Genomic DNA, 17,516 nt, shown 5'->3' on the forward strand with positions numbered 1-17,516 from the left:
TAACGGACGGCATGACGGGTTGAGTGGTTACTTGTCCTCTGAGATTGCCACGCTATCGCTCGCAATGACACCTTTTACCACTATCTCATTGCGAGGAACGAAGTGACGCGGCAATCTTAGCATATCCGTTTTGCTTGCGACGAGATTGCCACGCTACCGCCCGCAATTATATGGTAGAGAGTGGTTAGTTCGCACTTTGCATGTGGTGCCGATCCGTTGACTAACGGACGGCGTGACGGTTAGCATAGCGGCTGATAGATGCTTCACTACGTTCAGCATGACAAGCTTTTATCGCTTCATTAACACACCCCAAATCCTCTGAAGACGACACCTGTGCGGCTAACGGCTATATAAATTTTCCTTAACAAAGTGGTGTCACCACCTTGCCACCACTTTAACATTTAACCTACTGATTATTAATTAATTACGAAAAACACACCTGCTTGCGCAAACGTGAACGTGAACATTTTAGTGAACGCAGACCTTATTTTTAAACAGAAAAACCTCCGATTTGCGGAGGCTTTTCTGTTTATTTCTTTTCCAACTTAGCGGCTGCGGGTTCGTCTAAAAACCATTGAAGGTCCTTGCCTTTAATGAGTTGGGCGGGGTACTCCTGGATATTTTTGTTGTCTTCTAAAATATGCTTTACAGCTTCGGCCTTGCCTGCACCGTACACTAAAAACGCGATGTGATGGGCGTTATTAATAAGCGGGGCGGTGAAGGTAATACGGTTCATTTTTACCTCATCGATATACAATGCCTGGATGGACGCGCTTTCGTCCGTCAACACAGAAGTATGCGGGAACAGCGACGCGGTGTGCGAGTTATCGCCCAACCCCAATATCACCAGGTCGAAACAGGCGTTGTGCCCGTCAAAAAAGTGGATGAGGTGGCGGGTGTAATCTTTAGCGGCTTCCTCGGCACCCAAAGGCGTTTGCACCGCGTAAACATGCGAGGGATCTATCCCCAGCGGGTCGAACAAGGTTTGCTTGGCCATCAGGTAATTGCTTTGCGCGTCGGTTAACGGCACATCGCGCTCATCGCCAAAAAAGAAGTACACCTTATCCCAGTCAATTTTATCGCGGTACTCGCTGGCCAGCAGCTCGTGCAATTTTTTGGGCGAACTGCCGCCGCTTAGCGCCACTATAAAGCGGTCGCGGGCGTCTATGGCCTCTTTGGCGCAAGCTGCAAAGTAGTCGGCCAGTGCGGCCAGTACTTCGGTGTCCTTTTCAAATACGTTCAGTTTCATCTTTCAATTTGAAGATTTGTTAATTTGAAGATTTGAAGATGCCGGGTCAATTTTCAAATCTTCAAATCTTCAAATCAATATTATTTTTTTCCATTTACAGGTAGGGTAAACCAGTTAAACCCGTCGCGGGCAATTAATGCCTCGGCAGATTCAGGCCCCCATGAGTCGGCAGAATAATTAGGGAAATTCAAACTCTTTTTGTTTTGCCAGGTGCTTAATATCGGCATAACCAAATCCCAGGCAGCTTCTACCTGGTCGCCACGCATAAACAGGGTTTGGTCGCCCAGCATAGTGTCCAGTATCAACGTTTCGTAAGCTTCGGGCGCTTGGTTGGTATAAGTGCCTTTATAGTCGAACACCATATCAACGGCATTTAGTACCATATCTATGCCGGGGCGTTTGGCCTGTACCTGTAAACGGATGCTCATTTCGGGCTGTATGCTGATGATAAGCCTGTTTTGCTGCCAGCTTTCGGCCGCTTCGGTAGGGAATATCAGGTGCGGCACATCCTTAAACTGGATGGTAATAACCGATGACGACTGGTGCATGCGTTTACCGGTACGCAGGTAAAACGGCACACCCTGCCAGCGCCAGTTATCAATAAAAAATTTAATGGCGGCAAAGGTTTCGGTGTTCGATTGCGGGTCTACTTTTTGCTCCTCGCGGTAGCCCGGCACTTCCTGGCCCTTCATCCAGCCGCTGCCATACTGGCCCCTTACGGCCGAGTTACGCACATCCTCGGGACTAAACCTGCGCATCGCCTTCAACACGTCAACCTTGCGGTCGCGCACTTCATCGGCGTTGAAACTGACAGGCGGCTCCATGGCTACGTGGCAAAGCAACTGCAGCAGGTGGTTCTGGATCATATCGCGCATAGCGCCCGAGCCGTCGTAATAATCGCCGCGGTCTTCCACACCTAATTGCTCAGTAACCGAGATCTGTACGTGCTCGATATAGTTACGGTTCCACAGTGGCTCCATAATGGAGTTGGCAAAGCGGAAGGCCATGATGTTCTGCACGGTTTCTTTACCCAGGTAATGGTCGATGCGGTAGATCTGGCACTCGTCAAAAATGCCTTTAAGCAATTCGTTAAGTTCTTTGGCGGTTTCCAGGTCATGGCCGAATGGTTTTTCGATAATGATGCGCACCTTTTGTTTATCCTCGGCCAGTTTGGCTTTTGATATGTTAGAGGCGATGATCGGGAAAAAGTTTGGCGCTACGGCAAGGTAAAATATAACATTGGCAATGGTTTTCCATTCCTCGTTATGCGCATCGATGCGCTTGCCAAATTCTTTATAGGTCTCCGAATCGGTAGCGTCTGATACCTGGTAGTAGATGCTTTTTGAAAACTCGGCCCACTTTTTGGCTTCCACTTTTCCGCTGCGCGAAAACTGGTTGATATCGTTATGCAGGTTTTCCCTGAACTGTTCGTCGGTAAGTTTGGTACGGCCGGTGCCGATGATAGAGAACTGGTCTGGCATCCAGCCATCTAAGAAAAGGTTATAAAGGGCCGGTGCAATTTTACGGGAGTTTAGATCGCCCGTACCACCAAATATGATAAATATGGTGGGTTCTGATTTTGTGCTGTTACTGCTCATTGTAGTATGTTATAAGTTTTATCGTATCAAGTAGTTAGTATCAAGTATCAAGATTTCGATTGGTCTTGATACTTGATACGATATACTTGCTACTAACCGGCCGGTTCCCACTGCGTGTGGAATGTACCTTCTTTGCCTATCAGCTCGTAAGTGTGCGCGCCAAAATAGTCGCGTTGTGCCTGTGTAAGGTTCGATGGCATCCTCTCGTTACGGAAGTTATCAAAATACTCTAACGATGCCGCGTAAGCAGGGATGGCTATACCCGCATTAACTGCCGATGAAACCACCTTACGGATGCCCGGAAGCGTACCTTTAACAAGTTCGGCTACATCACTGTCTAATAACAAATGCTCAAGGCCTTTATCTTTACCATACGCGCCGTAAATGTTTTCGAGGAATTTAGAACGGATGATACATCCGCCCCTCCAGATCTTGGCTATCTCGTCAAGCTTCAGGTTGTATTTATATTCGGTAGAAGCAAGCGATAACATGTGCATCCCCTGCGAGTAGCTGATGATCATGGTGAAGTAGAAAGCCTGCTCTAAATCGGATAATAATTCATCTACGTTACCCTCAATAGTCTGGTTCTCATCCTTACTGTAGATGCCTGCGGCTTTTGTACGCAGGGCTTTGTATTTAGAAAGGTCGCGCATTTCAACCGCGCTATCTACCGTTGGGATTGGTGCCTGCAGGTCCATCGCGCTTTGCGATGTCCATTTGCCGGTACCTTTTGCGCGGGCTTCGTCTTTAATATCGTCTAAAAGCAAATGGTCAGTTCCCGGCGCTTTAAAGGCGAAAATATCCTTTGTAATATCTAAAAGGAACGATTGCAGGCGGCCGTTATTCCAATCGGTAAAGATCTTACCAATGGCGTCACCATCCAGCTTCAAACCTTTTTTCATGATCTCGTAGGTTTCGGCCAGTAATTGCATAATGCCATACTCGATACCATTATGCACCATTTTCACGAAGTGACCGGATGCACCGGGACCAATGTAAGTTACGCAAGGTGCGCCATCAACCTTGGCAGCGATAGCTTCGAAGATTGGTTTCATTACGTTGTAGGCATCCTTGTCGCCGCCCGGCATCATGCTTGGACCGCGGCGTGCGCCTTCTTCACCACCGGATACACCCATCCCGAAGAAGTGCAGGCCTTTAGCCTCCAGCTCTTCAACACGGCGGTTGGTATCGGTAAAGTGCGAGTTACCGCCATCAATTAAAATATCGCCTTTCTCTAAAAGCGGGGTAAGTTCCTCTATAACGGCGTCTACAATTTTACCCGCAGGTACCAGCATCATAATGGCGCGCGGCGTGGTAAGGCTTTGTATAAATTCCTTTACATCGCCAAAACCCTTTACTTTTCTGTCGCCTGCTTCTTCGTTTAACGATGCTACTTTCCCGGCATCTTTATCATGACCGGCGGCTGCATATCCGTGGTCGGCTATGTTTAGTAAAAGGCTGCGGCCCATTACGCCTAAGCCTATCATGCCGAAAGCATATTTATCTTTTGTATTGCTCATGTTAATTGAGATTTTCTTTCTTAAGGTCGTTTAATATTTTTTTGGTTGTCTCAAAATCGACGTGCTGAAACGAGCGGATGCCCAGCTTTTCGGCTGTGCGCACAAACATTATCCGGTCGTCAAAATAAACGCATTGGCTTGGTTTGGCCTGGGCAATACCCATGGCCAGCTGCCATATACCCGGGTCAGGCTTGCGCATTTTCACTTCGCACGATGATATAAAGGCATCAAAGCATTCGTGCAGCTTAAACTTCTGCACGCGGTAATCGTTCAGCTCTTTTCCTTCGTTGTTAACGGAGATAATACGGAAACCACAATCCTTTTTCCACTCCTTCAACCACTTCAGCATATCAGGCAGCTCAACCGACTGCGCATAGATAAACTCTTTAAAGTCCTCGCGCACAAAATCGCGCGGGTGGTTAAAAATTACGGTATCCAAATACTCGTCCAGCGTGATGCTCCCTATCTCGTACACGTTAAATATGAAGTTGTGCAGGGCGTTCACCTCGTCATAATCCAGACCAAATTTTTTGGCTGCTTCGTGGCGCGACTCGTGCCCCCATCCGTTGGTAAGCAAAATACCGCCAACGTCAAAGAAAAGGATCTTCAGATCTGAGTTTTCCATCGGCTTAAATTATGCCTTTGCTTTTTGGTCTTCGATAGCTTTCAGCAGTTTTTCAAATGGCTTGTTAAATTTCTCGATACCTTCATCCTCCAGGTCCTGGGTGATTTTATCCAGGTCGATACCTAAGGCTTTTAACCTGCCCAGAGTTTCGGTAGCCTGGTCTAAGCCCAACATCAAAGTATCAGCAGCTATACCATGATCGCGGAAGGCATCGATAGTTTCCAACGGAACAGTATCAACAGTGTCCGGGCCAATAAGGGCCTCAACGTATTTGGTATCTTTAAACGCGGGGTTTTTGCTGCCTGTGCTTGCCCAAAGTAAACGTTGTGGTTTAGCGCCTTTTGCTTCCAACGCTTTCCAGCGCTCTGTACTAAATACGCGTTTGTAAATTTCGTACGCCTTTTTTGCTGACGCGATAGCAACTTCGCCAACAAGCTCCTTAGCGCCTTTTTCTTCCAATAACGGGTCAACAACCACGTCAATACGGCTTAAAAAGAAGCTCGCGACAGATGAAATGTGGCCGATGTTATGGCCTGCTGCCAGGTGGTCTTCCAAACCGGCTATGTATGCTTCAGTTACCTCTTCGTAACGCTCTAAACCGAACAGCAACGTAACGTTGATGTTGATGCCTTTGGCGATAGACTCGCGGATGGCTTTTAAACCCGGTTTTGTACCAGGGATCTTGATCATCACATTTTTGCGATCAACTTGTTTCCAAAGCAATTCGGCTTGTTTAGCGGTGCCTTCGGCATCTAAAGCTAAAAATGGAGATACTTCTAAACTTACATACCCGTCAGCGCCAACAACACCTTCGTTATATACACCTTCAAATAGTTGGGCGGCAGCCTGTATATCTTTGATAGCTAACCCAAAGAAAAGCTCTTCGGTTGTTTTGGCTGTTGCGCCAAGTGCTTTTATATCTGCATCATAATCAGAACTGCTGGTTATGGCTTTTTCAAATATCGCGGGGTTAGAGGTTACACCTCTGATGCCATCCTCATCTATCAGTTTTTTTAATTTACCTGATGCGATGATCTCGCGGTCAATAAAATCAAGCCAGATGCTCTGGCCGAAATCATGTATTTGTTTTACGTTGTTTGCCATGATAAATGTATATAATATTGTTTTTGATTCTTGTTAATTTTTTATTGCTTTTAGCCCCCTCTAAATCTCCTCCGCTGGTTAGCGGAGAGACTTTTAAAGCTTATCCTTTTTGGGGGAGGCCAAATTTTTTTTATTTTCCGTTGCACAAATCTCAGCTTTAATAAAGCTGATAGTGTAATCTTAATCTCCTTATTATGTTAGGTTTACGTCACAAATAGTTAGTCATTTTCTGCTGTTAATATTTGCAGATTATAACCTATAAACAGGCCGCTTTCTATCACCCCGGTTATGGCTTTTATATCCCGTTCAAGGCTGTCTTTAATTTCATTAAAACGGCAATCTAAAATTAAATTATTATTCTCGGTTACTACCGGGCCATCCTTGCCTTTGGCAGGCCTTAGGGCAATGCTGTTAGCGCCAAGCTCTTTCAACTCGGCCTCTACGTGCAGTAATGCCTGCGGGTACACTTCTACAGGCACCGGGAAGTTAGTCCCCAACTTTGGTACCAGTTTGCTGTCGTCTACAATAATAAAATTAAGCGGACTGCTCCTGATCAATAGTTTTTCTTTAAACATCGCCCCGCCTCGGCCTTTTATTAAGCCGTTGTTGGGGTCAACTTCGTCGGCACCGTCAAATAACCAATCGGGCGTATGTTCAAACAGGGTAGTCAACGGTATACCAAGTTTGGCGCAAAACATCGTTATTTCTAATGATGTAGGGATAGCCAGGATGCTTAACCCTTCGGCCTTGATCCTTTCAGCTATCGCCAGCAGCGCCATGTAAACCGTAGAACCCGAGCCCACGCCAAGCACATCGCCATCCTTTACCTTTTGGGCAATTTGCTGCGCCACCTTTTGCTTGCCGGCCGGGTTAATGATCTGTGATGACCACTCCAGGTTACTGATTAAACTATCCATTTTTGAGAGAGTCAAGAATTAGGAGTCAAGAACCAAGAGCGAGGTTTGTCTTGACTCTTGATTCTTATCTCTTGTATCTTTTACAATAATGCTTTCGCCCTTTTAACTACGTTATCAACTGTAAAGCCAAAGTGTTTGTACAGGTCATCTGCCGGGGCGCTCTCGCCAAAGGTGGTCATGCCCAGCATATCGCCTTCATCGGTGGTGTATTTATGCCATCCCATTGGCGATGCCATTTCTACTGCCAAACGTTTGCGGCTTGCTTTTGGTAATACGCTTTCTTTATACGCGGCATCCTGCGCTTCAAACAACTCCCATGATGGCATGCTTACCACACGGGTAGAGATACCGTCTTTTTCGAGCTGTGCCTGTGCATCCATTGCCAGGGCAACTTCAGAGCCGGTAGCCAATAAGATCAGGTCATGGTTTTTACTTTCTTTAGATACAATGTACGCGCCTTTTTCAAGTCCGCTTGCTTTGCCGTATTTATCCTGGTCGAGGATAGGTAAGCCCTGGCGGGTGAACACCAGTACAGTTGGGCCGCCTTTTTTCTCGATAGCTACCTTCCACGCGAAGGCTGTTTCGTTTGCATCTGCCGGACGAATAACCGTAACATTTGGTATAGCGCGTAATGATGCTAAATGCTCTATTGGCTGGTGTGTTGTACCATCCTCGCCAAGGCCAATACTATCGTGCGTGTAAACAAATATCGGGCTTATCTTCATAATGGCCGCCAAACGGATAGGCGGGCGCATATAATCGGCAAATTGCAGGAAGGTTGCGCCGAATGGCAGCAGGCCCTTTGTTAAGGCCATGCCGTTTAATGCCGAACCCATTGCATGCTCGCGGATGCCGAAGTGGAAATTACGCCCCCCCCTGTTTTCGGATGTAAACGAATCAAAATCTTTAAGGTTGGTTTCTGTTGACGGCGCCAAGTCGGCAGCACCGCCCAATAAGTTTGGCAAACTTGCAGCAACAGCGTTCAATACTTTACCGGATGCCTGGCGGGTTGCCATCTTAGGGTCGGATGCTTTAAAGGTTGGCAATTTATCGGCCCAGCCTTTTGGTAATTCGCCAGCAAAAGCAGCTTCGTATTCGGCAGCAAGCTCAGGGAATTTCTCTTTATATTTAGCAAAAAGTTCGTTCCATTTGGCTTCGGTCTTTTCGCCACGCGCGCCTTTTTCGTGGTAATATTTTAATACTTTGGCAGGCACATCGAATGATTTTTCAGGGTCGAAGCCGAAGAACTCTTTCACCAGCTTTATCTCATCGGCACCCAGCGGCGAACCGTGCGAACCCGCGGTACCCGATTTGTTAGGGCTACCATAGGCGATCAGCGAACGAACACGGATCAAAGATGGTTTCTGTGTTTCGGATCTCGCGTTTATCAAAGCCAACTCTAAAGCATGGGTATCGTTAACATCGGGCAGGTCCTGTACATGCCAGCCGTATGCACGGAAACGCGCGCTTACATCTTCGTTGAAAGCTATATTTGTACTGCCTTCTATCGAGATATGGTTATCATCGTATAGGTATATCAGGTTACCTAACTCTAAGTGGCCCGCTAACGAAGCAGCCTCAGAAGTTACGCCTTCCATCATATCGCCGTCGCTCACTATCGAGTAGACCTTATAGTTGAAAAGATCGAACCCCGGTTTGTTATAACGCGCGGCTAAATGTTTTTGGGCGATGGCAAAACCAACACCGTTTGCAAAGCCCTGGCCAAGCGGGCCGGTAGTTACATCAACACCCGGTGCCAAACCATACTCGGGGTGGCCGGCGGTTTTGCTGTTTAACTGGCGAAAGTTTTTGATATCATCTAAAGAAAGGTCGTACCCTGTTAAATACAGGAAATTATATTGTAAGATACAGGCATGACCGGCAGACAGGATAAACCTGTCGCGGTTTGCAAAATCGGGGTTTTTGGGGTTATAATTTAAAAACTTGGTCCAAAGTACGTGGCCCATTGGCGCCAAAGCCATTGCCGTGCCGGGGTGGCCCGAGTTTGCTTTTTGTACTGCATCTGCCGAAAGTATCCTTACGGTATCTATTGCTAACTGTTCAAGTTCTTTGTTTTGTTTTTCCATTGTTGTGTGTAAAAAAAGAAAGATTATTATTTTGTTGGGGTTGCCATAGCTGTGTGCGTAACCGGATGTTTTTCCTCTTGCCACAACTTCGCCCCGCCTTTAATGCCATCGGCATTGGTTACTATTTTCATGTTTTTATCCAGCTTAAAATCAAGCAGGTCAGAGTTACCGCCGCCTATATATAAGTAGTCGTAATTGAATACGGTTTTCAATATTTTAAAAACCTTCTTCATACGGCGGTTCCATTTTTTTTCGCCTATATCCTCAAGCGCCTTATCGCCGATATACTGGTCGTAATCGCGGCCTTTTGATACCGGGTGGTGCGATACCTCCAAATGCGGCAGCAGGTGCCCGTCCATTAACAGGGCAGTGCCAAAGCCTGTGCCCAAGGTAATCACCATCTCCAGCCCTTTGCCGCTTACCACACCAAGGCCCTGCATGTCGGCATCGTTAACTACCTGCGCATCTTTGCCCAGGTCAGCTTCCAGCTTTTTCCTGAAATCAACGTCCTTCCAGAAATCGTTACCCAGGTTGGGCGCTGTTTTTACAACACCGTTACGCACGTAGCCGGGAAACCCCACAGAAACCTTATCGAAGGCGGGATAATCTTTTACAAGCGTATTAATAGCCTTAACCACATTGTCGGGATTGGCCGGATTTGGGGTAGCTATTTTCTTGTAATCCATGGTAAGGTCGCCCTTACTGTCCAGTATTGTAGCTTTAATACTTGAGCCACCGATATCAATGGAAAGGATCTTGAGCCTGGAAGGTGTAGTTTTCATGTAACCGGTGATAATGTGTTGAATGCGTTTACAGGTATTGCGCTGTAAATATCACATTTTAAATAATAAATAGGTATTATTAGCTATAATATTAACGCCAAATAAACGGTAAACAGGTAATATAAATGTAATGCAGGTGTTATTTTATCTGCGAAGACGTTGTAGTAGTAACCAGTTTAAGCCCTTGAGGTTTTTAAGGGGTGTATTTATGACATTGGAGCAACGGATGGGGTAGTTAAAGTTTGTGGATTATAAGATTAATATAATCGCATAAATTTTAATAATAATGATGTTGCCTGCGGCCCGGGCTTTCCGCTCATACTGCACGGGCCTTAGCCACAGGGCCGGTATCCGCTGCAATCCCTAACACAAAAAAGTTATGCGTCTTCGTGCACCTTAAATGGCAAACTTGTTAATGCCGCCCTTTAAATAATAGCTCTTCCCTTTCCAAACCAGCATCCCATCCGTTTTTATAGGCAGGCTGATACTGATATTCCATTTAGCGCCGCTTTTAACGTAGCTTACCGCCACAGTCCCGTTCGGGTGCGGGATCTCGCCGGAAGCATTTTCCATTTTACCCAGGTGTGGCTCTATTTTTACCTTGCTAAAACCAGGGGCATAACTGTCTATCCCCAGCACCGTGCGGAAAAACTCAATATTAGGGCTGGCGCCCCATGCGTGGCAATCCGACCGGTTATGCTCCAGGTCTGAGATCTCGGCCCAGGTGGTGAGGCCCATTTTAATGTTATTACGCCATACATCAAGCCAGCTGATATAGTCGTTGCCTAAGCCTGCTTTTACCATGGCCTGGTGCACGTAATATTTAAAATAGATGGTAGATTTTACCAGTTGAGCATCATTCTCTAATCTTTTAGCCAAAGCGGTCGCCGCGGGGCCGCTTGCCACGCCGCTTAATATGGCCAGCGCGTTGGCATGCTGCGAAAAGAGATCCTTATCCTTGGTATCGGCATAAAGCCCTTTGGCAGCATCCCAATATTTTTTTGGATGGATAATTTTAATTGCGCCGCTTTGGCTGTATACTGACTGGCATAAACCGGCATGCCCAGTTTGGTTTCCATTTCGGCGGCTTGGCGGTAGGTGAGCAACAGTTGCATGTCCAGTATGGCCGAGTTGCCGTCCTTATCTTTTGGCGGCTGTCCAAAATCCCAGCCCTTGGTATCAATCCAGTCAACAAACGTCCAGTAGGGTGGGTTTTTTAATAAACCATCGGCTTGCTGGTATTTACCGAAAAAGGCCAGCACCTGGCGCATACCGTCCAGCTTGCCCTTTACAAATTTTGGGTCGTTGCGGTACATCCAGTAATCGTGCAGCATGCTGATGTACCAAAGCGAGAAGGTGGAGATGATCTGCGGACTGTAGGAAGGGTGCCTGCTGAGGGTAATGCCCTCGGCAATGCGCGAGTGGTCTATCAGATTAATGGCATTGCGGGCAAGGCGGTCGTCGCCGGCGTTGTAGTACGATATCATGGCCTGGATGCGGCCATCGCCAATGTACTGTAACTGCTCGTAGTACGGACAATCGAAATAAGTTTCAACCGCGCATAAGCGGGCGGTGCGCCAGCCAATATCCAATATCTGCTGGTTATCGGGGTTGCCCGTTTGCAGTTTGGCATTCATTTTAAAAGGGTACCCGGTAAAGGTGCCGTAAATATCATCGATGGTCAGCGGCTGGTTTTTGGTGGTGATGTTCACCAAAATATACCTGAACGTACGGAAAGCCAGCGTTGTAAAGCTTTGGTTTGACGAGCCGTCTGCCGTAATGCTGTCTTTGCGGCCAACAAATTTGTAGCCTTCTATGTCGTTACGGTTCGGCTTAACCATCTGGTAGGTGTTACCCACATTAACCATCGGCGATTCGCAATAGGTGAACGATATGCCCGCTTTATCGCCGCCGCTCATGTTCAGCGTTAGATAGGCATTGGTCAGGAACGACTGATCGAGCAGCATAGAAGCTGTCGTATTGGCCGGGATGGTCACGGTGGCTTTTTCAACAGGGAAACCCGCGGGGGCATTAAAGCCTTTTGACCGGCGCAGCGATGCCAGCCGTTGTGTTTTTAATTCCATTTGCGGTATAGCCGAGGGTACCAGCATCCACCCAAAACCATTGGTAATACCTTTGGGGTTGCCATTATCAATCTGCTGCGCCTGCAGCCATTGGTTGTCGTTAAAGCTGCTGCCCGCCCAGTTTTTTAGGGTTTGGTGCATATCCACCATTTCGCCGGGCCCGGCAACATAATAGGTGGAGTAACCTACACCCGTTAATGGCTTATAGGCCTGGTTGCGGATGCATTTCCAGGTTTTGTTGGTGTTAAGCGCCTCTTCTATTTGAGTATCGCCCTGTAAAATAAACGCGGTGCGTTCAGATATTTGGGCTTCGGCACGCACGTCGCCATCGTTCCAAACCAGGGCGGCAACGGTATTTTTACCCGCTTCTAAATAGGGCGCTATATCAATGGTTTCGTAATTCCAGTAATAGGTATCGCCCCGGGCAGGGCCCATCGATACCAGTTTCTCGTTCACATAAAGTTTATATCGGTTATCTGCCGATACATGGATCACGAATTTGGCAGGTTTGGTGGGGAGGTCGATACTTTTGCGGAAGTGGTAAACGCCGTATTCCTTATTAGGCTCGTTTGGGACAGAGATCCACTGCGCCCGCCATTTTTTATTTAAGATGTCGGGATTGATGCTTTGCGATACGGCAGTTTTAGAAATAAAAAAGCATAGCAATAAGGTTGCAACAGTAAATGTAGATCTCATCGGGAAATGTATTATAGGTTTATCTTTAAAGATACGATTTGTAATAATACGATTTACCTATTTGGAAGGTGTGCTGTGGGGTGAGGTAACGTAAAATTTCGGTTGCTGTCGCGAGTTTAGCGCAGCGTAACTCGTGATAAAGCATAAAGTAAGCTTCCAGCTTACGACAGCTGAAAGCTGTAGCCATGCAGTATCACGAGCTAAAAGCTCGCGACAGCAACAAATCGCAATCACAATTTGGGTTATCTACTTCATCGCGTCCTTCACCATAAACTCCAATGCGGCTTTATCCGCAAGGGTTTTGGCTGCAGGCTTTTCGCCCAGATACATTACCTGGCTGGTGGTATTGTTGTAGGCAGGCCAGGCGAGTAAGCCGGTACCATTGGGATTACCTGTTTTGGCAAAGTTTACCCAGTACGATGATATGGTATTTGCAAGTTCATTGTCAACCGGCTCAAACGGGCGGTTTAAAAATTTTAGGTTGTTAAATACATAAGCCACCTCGCCGGTGTGGAATGCACCATACTTTTTAAAATCTTCAGTAGCGGGCAAACGGCGTGTAAAGCGGTACAGGTAAACCTTTGCCTTGCCTTTTGCGCTTTGCACCTTTGCCCAGGTATAGTTTTGCACGCCGAAGGTTTGGTCGCGGGAGATATTGATCTGAGAGCGTTCGGCCTCTGCGTCGGTAGCGCCGGGGTAAAGTTTTAAAAATTCTGCCGCGCGGGCACCATATCTTTTTTTAGCGTCGGCCTGGTAGGTGGCCGCGTCTTTCATTTTTCCTATAAATGCATCATCGGCGTTCCAGCCGGTTAGTACGGGTACCTGGTTCTCTTTACCGGCAGCAAAAATAGCAGCGATACTTTCGGGCAGTACATAACCATCAATAATGGGGCCGCCGCCAAATTGCTTTAGTAATGCTTCGGCCGGTAGTTTTCTCAGTTCGGCTAATGATGCCGCGCCAAGTATTTGCGCAGTTTTTACACCGTTCTCTTCTGCGCGTTTCAAAGTGGAGCCACCAAACGGCCCGGTAATGAAACTGGCCCCGCTTTCAGCAATCGCTTTCTGGAACAGACCCTTGCCTAAGGGCGAAGCCACTAAACTATTCACAGCCATTGATCCTGCCGATTGCCCCGCTATAGTCACATTATTCGGGTCGCCGCCGAAGGCAGCTATATTGGTTTTTATCCATTTTAAGGCCGCCAGCAGATCCATCAACCCATAATTGCCTGATGCATGGTTGGGCGATTCTTTGGTAAGTTCGGGATGTGCCAGGAAACCCAGTACGCCTACACGGTAAGGGATGCTTACCAGTATCCCACCTTTTTTGGCCAGCGCTTCGCCATCATAAATTGGTACGTTGGTACCACCGCTTACAAAGCCGCCACCATAAATCCATACCATAACCGGGCGTTTTTCCGTTGGTGCTTTAGCGCCTGTCCATACGTTAAGGTACAGGCAATCTTCGCTTAGGGGTTCGTCTTTTATTAAAAACTCGCGGGTATAAACGCCAAACTCGTTGGGTTTGCCCTGCATGGGGCTTTTGGCAAATTCGGTACATTGTTTTACGTCAATCCAATGCGCTACAGGCTGGGGCGCTTTCCAGCGCAGTTCGCCAACCGGCGGTGCCGCAAACGGGATGCCCTTAAATATATGAACGCTTTTATCCTCGCTCGTGGTTCCCGAGATCTTACCGGCATCGGTTTGTACTACATCAAAAGCGGTTTGCGCGGAACATCCGAAACTTAATAAAATCAGCGGAAGTAATAATAAGCGTTTCATAATTCAGGGTTGAGGTTTTACCACAGTTTAGAGATCAACCGAATTTACGGTTTTGCAGCGGGTTTACTATACTTTGCTGTGCGGCTATCTTTGATAACACCTTTCCAGTTTAAACCGTAGCCAAAATCGTAGGTGTGGCCTTCAGAGTCGGTATAACATTTCATATCGTGCGGTACATCCTCGTACTGTGCCTCAACAGTTTTCATATCCAGGGGCATTTGCAATGGCAACAATGCCGATGGTTCTGCTTTGCCGGTAATAATATCCAGGCTGGCCTGCCCCTGCACGTCAAAATCGGCGATTATGGCGTTAGCTTGTTTTTCGATCTCAGCAAAAACCATAGGGTTGCTTAAGTTTACCGATACGATAACCGGCTTGCCTTTCATTTTGGCATAGGTATCCGCTACCATGGCCATATCCGTTACATTGGTTGATATTTCTGATTTGCCTTTATAACTGCGGTTGGTGAATTTTTCGAGCGGATCGCCGCCTGCAAGGCTGTTTTCGCGCGCGGTTTCGGCCACGTACTTTCCATATTGTAATGATACCGGCAGATAGCCGTTACCACCAGCTTTAGCGTCATCTTCGCTATAACCACCATGGCCGATAGGGCTGGCAATAAATACCAACGCGTAGTCCGCCTCATCAGGGTTATCGGTTACCTTAAAATATTTTTTAACCGTTTCTATATTTACCGGGTATTCCAGCTTTTCTGGCGTTGGCATACCCATAAAGTTCCTGCCGGCCGGGGTAAACTTTTTAGGCACATACACCGTTTTGCCTGTTTGCAGCGGCAATATGTTCGCCTTATTCTTCAGCATTACTATCGATCTCAGCTGCGCATCGTATCCGGCCTTCATAAATTCGGGATTACCCACGGTTTTCCTGGTCGTTTCTACATCAAGGTACGGGTTCTCGAACAACCCGGTACGGAAGCTCCCCCTCAACAAACGCACAGCCGATTGCTCGAACCTTGATCGCATAAACGGCTCGCCGTGTTCTTTAACCCCCATCCGGTAGGCTTCCAGTACCGGGGCTATGTCGTTATTACCGCCAAACTGGTCAACGCCCGCCATCAAAATCTTGTAATGGCGCTCGGCAATGGTAGCTTTCTCCATTCCCCATGATTTACCCGACAAAAAGCTGTTGATAACGGTTTCATCCCCGGTTACCAGCCAATCGGTACAAACCACACCATCGTAATGGTACTTGTTACGCAGCAGGTCGGTGATGATATATTTATTGTAGTTATTGGCCACGTTCTCGTGGTTCTTGGTATCCTGGTTAAAGCTGATGGTGTAGTATGGCATTACCGCTGCAGCCATCCCGGTTTTACCGGAAAGCTTAAACGCGCCCTGTGTAAACGGGATCATTGCTTCACTGAAATTATTGCCGGGGTAAACCGCGTATTTTCCATAACCGTAATGCGCATCGCGGCCACCTTCGCCCGCGCCGCCGCCCGGCCAGTGTTTCACCATGGCGTTAACGCTGTTGTAGCCCCAACCGCCACTTATTTCTTTAGTGCCGGATGATGTCTGGAAGCCGTCGATATAAGCGCGGGCCATATCGGCAGCCAGCTGCGGGTCCTCACCAAAGGTGCCGCTTACGCGGTTCCAGCGCGGGTCTGTTGCAATATCCACCTGTGGCGATAACGCTGTTGCAATGCCCAGCGCCCTGTATTCCTGCGCGGCTATGTGCCCAAAATTTTGCGTTACCGCCGGGTCGAACGTTGCGGCCATACCTAACGAGCCTGGCCACATGGATATATTGCCACCCGCGCCGGCGTTAAACTCGGCAGTAGCCTGGGTGCCGTTGCGTGGGTCCGAACTGTTGTTCGCCGGGATACCCATGCCGGTGCCTTCGGCAAATGCCTGTACATTGTTGTTCCATCTGGCGGCAACTTCGGGGCTTTTTACCGATGTTACCAGCACGTGGCGCACATTATCTTTAGACAGGAATTGTTTTTGCTGATCAGACAGGTCATACGGGTTTGCACCGCTTTCGGCAAGGGGTTTGCCACCGTAAGTTCCTGCAAATGGCCCAACCGAAATAGACGGGATCATTTGGTGGCGGCTGTACAACATCAGGCCTGCAATTTGCTCAACGCTCATTTTAGCGGCAAGGTCTTTGGCACGCACATCAACCGGTAAACGCCAGTCTTCGTATTTGTCCAGTTTACCGTTCCTGTTTAGGTCCTTAAACGCAAGGCCATCAACAGTAAGTAGTTTAACGCCCGATCTAGTTGAATAGCCCAGGCTTTGGCCGCCCTTATTGGTTACAATGGCCAAATCGCCTGTTTGGGTTTCTGTCCATTTGTTTTGTGCCGATACGGCGCATGGCAGCAGCGCAATCAGCATTAGGTAATTTTTTCTCATAAAACACTTCCGGGTTAAGGCGGTTTCCATACAAGCGCTGTGCCTGTACGGTTAATTGGTTAAAACACAGCCAGTGGCATTGTGTCATTATTACACAATAGTATATATTATATTTTTAAATACCAAGCGTTGATTAAATTAGCTTTAAATTTTACACAAGGGGGCAGCATGGCGGGATTTACCCTTTAAATGGTCGCAATAACACCCTGCTGGCATGCAAAAACGCCCCTAACTTTGAATTATCATTAACCATTAAAAAACTGTAATCATGACAAAGGAACTATGGATGAACCTGCCTGTAAAGGACCTTAACCGCTCAAGAGAATTTTTCAATGCTATAGGATTTTCTTTTAAAGATGGCCCCGGCAATAGCGATACTATGGCAGCCCTTGCAGTTGGCGATAAAGGAACAATTGTGATGCTGATAGTAGAGGATGTATTTAAAGGCGCGACTCAAAACCCTGTATCGGATACCGAAAAAGGCACCGAGGTTATCTTTTCATTCAGCGCCGAAAGCCGCGAAGAAGTAGAAGAAGTTGCCAGAAAGGTAACCGCTGCAGGCGGTAATGTTTTTGCACCGCCTGCCGAGATCCAGGGCTGGATGTATGGCTGCGCCTTTACCGACCTTGACGGCCACCGTTGGAACGCGCTGTTTATGGATATGAGCAAGCATGGAAAATAGCAACATTTAATATAGTAA

General features: G+C 47.4%; 14 protein-coding genes. 1 reads left to right on the forward strand and 13 read right to left on the reverse strand.

What is annotated here, in order from left to right; translation table 11 throughout:
- Positions 1-529: 529 nt before the first annotated feature.
- The 13 genes from pgl to EWM62_RS12800 form a co-directional block, all read right to left on the reverse strand.
- Complete coding sequence (gene pgl, locus EWM62_RS12750) at positions 530-1,249, reverse strand: 6-phosphogluconolactonase (protein WP_129877060.1); 720 nt, start codon at positions 1,247-1,249, stop codon at positions 530-532.
- 80 nt (positions 1,250-1,329) lie between these two features.
- Complete coding sequence (gene zwf / locus EWM62_RS12755) at positions 1,330-2,847, reverse strand: glucose-6-phosphate dehydrogenase (protein WP_129877061.1); 1,518 nt, start codon at positions 2,845-2,847, stop codon at positions 1,330-1,332.
- A gap of 92 nt (positions 2,848-2,939) precedes the next feature.
- Positions 2,940-4,367 carry an NADP-dependent phosphogluconate dehydrogenase gene (gene gndA / locus EWM62_RS12760; RefSeq protein WP_129877062.1) on the reverse strand — a complete coding sequence of 476 codons (1,428 nt, stop codon included), beginning with the start codon at positions 4,365-4,367 and terminating at the stop codon, positions 2,940-2,942.
- A gap of 1 nt (position 4,368) precedes the next feature.
- Entirely contained in the window at positions 4,369-4,992 is a 624-nt protein-coding gene (locus tag EWM62_RS12765) for an HAD family hydrolase (protein ID WP_129877063.1), read from the reverse strand.
- Positions 4,993-5,001: 9 nt separating this feature from the next.
- Positions 5,002-6,096, reverse strand: coding sequence for a transaldolase (gene tal / locus EWM62_RS12770; RefSeq protein WP_129877064.1), 1,095 nt, complete (start codon positions 6,094-6,096; stop codon positions 5,002-5,004).
- Between the two features lie 218 nt (positions 6,097-6,314).
- Positions 6,315-7,013, reverse strand: a complete 699-nt coding sequence (gene rpiA, locus EWM62_RS12775; RefSeq protein ID WP_129877065.1) for a ribose 5-phosphate isomerase A — start codon at positions 7,011-7,013, stop codon at positions 6,315-6,317.
- An 80-nt stretch (positions 7,014-7,093) separates the two neighbouring features.
- Positions 7,094-9,100 (reverse strand): transketolase, encoded by a 2,007-nt coding sequence (gene tkt / locus EWM62_RS12780; protein ID WP_129877066.1) that lies wholly within the window; start codon positions 9,098-9,100, stop codon positions 7,094-7,096.
- Between the two features lie 26 nt (positions 9,101-9,126).
- Positions 9,127-9,882, reverse strand: coding sequence for an ROK family protein (locus EWM62_RS12785; protein ID WP_129877067.1), 756 nt, complete (start codon positions 9,880-9,882; stop codon positions 9,127-9,129).
- A gap of 396 nt (positions 9,883-10,278) precedes the next feature.
- A complete protein-coding gene (locus tag EWM62_RS19485; protein ID WP_203235042.1) occupies positions 10,279-10,788 on the reverse strand; it encodes an alpha-L-rhamnosidase C-terminal domain-containing protein in 510 nt (169 codons plus the stop codon).
- Between the two features lie 5 nt (positions 10,789-10,793).
- Entirely contained in the window at positions 10,794-12,662 is a 1,869-nt protein-coding gene (locus EWM62_RS12790) for an alpha-L-rhamnosidase-related protein (protein ID WP_203235043.1), read from the reverse strand.
- A gap of 25 nt (positions 12,663-12,687) precedes the next feature.
- Positions 12,688-12,849, reverse strand: a complete 162-nt coding sequence (locus tag EWM62_RS19335; protein ID WP_162499836.1) for a hypothetical protein — start codon at positions 12,847-12,849, stop codon at positions 12,688-12,690.
- Positions 12,850-12,908: 59 nt separating this feature from the next.
- The gene (locus tag EWM62_RS12795) at positions 12,909-14,441 is read right to left on the reverse strand and encodes a carboxylesterase/lipase family protein (RefSeq protein ID WP_129877068.1); all 1,533 of its coding nucleotides are present in this window, start codon (positions 14,439-14,441) and stop codon (positions 12,909-12,911) included.
- A gap of 44 nt (positions 14,442-14,485) precedes the next feature.
- Positions 14,486-16,816, reverse strand: coding sequence for a glycoside hydrolase family 3 protein (locus EWM62_RS12800; RefSeq protein ID WP_129877069.1), 2,331 nt, complete (start codon positions 16,814-16,816; stop codon positions 14,486-14,488).
- Positions 16,817-17,084: 268 nt separating this feature from the next.
- Between EWM62_RS12800 and EWM62_RS12805 the strand changes: the two genes are divergently transcribed.
- Positions 17,085-17,498 (forward strand): VOC family protein, encoded by a 414-nt coding sequence (locus tag EWM62_RS12805; protein ID WP_129877070.1) that lies wholly within the window; start codon positions 17,085-17,087, stop codon positions 17,496-17,498.
- Positions 17,499-17,516 lie beyond the last annotated feature (18 nt).

This window comes from Mucilaginibacter terrigena (assembly GCF_004168255.1).
GTDB classification, from domain to species: Bacteria; Bacteroidota; Bacteroidia; order Sphingobacteriales; family Sphingobacteriaceae; genus Mucilaginibacter; species Mucilaginibacter terrigena.

Coding starts and splice junctions, on each gene's coding strand:
- EWM62_RS12795 (WP_129877068.1), bottom strand. CDS start 14,441: ATGAAACGCTTATTATTACTTCCGCTGATTTTATTAAGTTTCGGATGT.
- EWM62_RS19335 (WP_162499836.1), bottom strand. CDS start 12,849: ATGGCTACAGCTTTCAGCTGTCGTAAGCTGGAAGCTTACTTTATGCTT.
- zwf (WP_129877061.1), bottom strand. CDS start 2,847: ATGAGCAGTAACAGCACAAAATCAGAACCCACCATATTTATCATATTT.
- EWM62_RS12790 (WP_203235043.1), bottom strand. CDS start 12,662: ATGAGATCTACATTTACTGTTGCAACCTTATTGCTATGCTTTTTTATT.
- rpiA (WP_129877065.1), bottom strand. CDS start 7,013: ATGGATAGTTTAATCAGTAACCTGGAGTGGTCATCACAGATCATTAAC.
- EWM62_RS12805 (WP_129877070.1), top strand. CDS start 17,085: ATGACAAAGGAACTATGGATGAACCTGCCTGTAAAGGACCTTAACCGC.
- pgl (WP_129877060.1), bottom strand. CDS start 1,249: ATGAAACTGAACGTATTTGAAAAGGACACCGAAGTACTGGCCGCACTG.
- EWM62_RS12800 (WP_129877069.1), bottom strand. CDS start 16,816: ATGAGAAAAAATTACCTAATGCTGATTGCGCTGCTGCCATGCGCCGTA.
- EWM62_RS12765 (WP_129877063.1), bottom strand. CDS start 4,992: ATGGAAAACTCAGATCTGAAGATCCTTTTCTTTGACGTTGGCGGTATT.
- tal (WP_129877064.1), bottom strand. CDS start 6,096: ATGGCAAACAACGTAAAACAAATACATGATTTCGGCCAGAGCATCTGG.
- tkt (WP_129877066.1), bottom strand. CDS start 9,100: ATGGAAAAACAAAACAAAGAACTTGAACAGTTAGCAATAGATACCGTA.
- gndA (WP_129877062.1), bottom strand. CDS start 4,367: ATGAGCAATACAAAAGATAAATATGCTTTCGGCATGATAGGCTTAGGC.
- EWM62_RS12785 (WP_129877067.1), bottom strand. CDS start 9,882: ATGAAAACTACACCTTCCAGGCTCAAGATCCTTTCCATTGATATCGGT.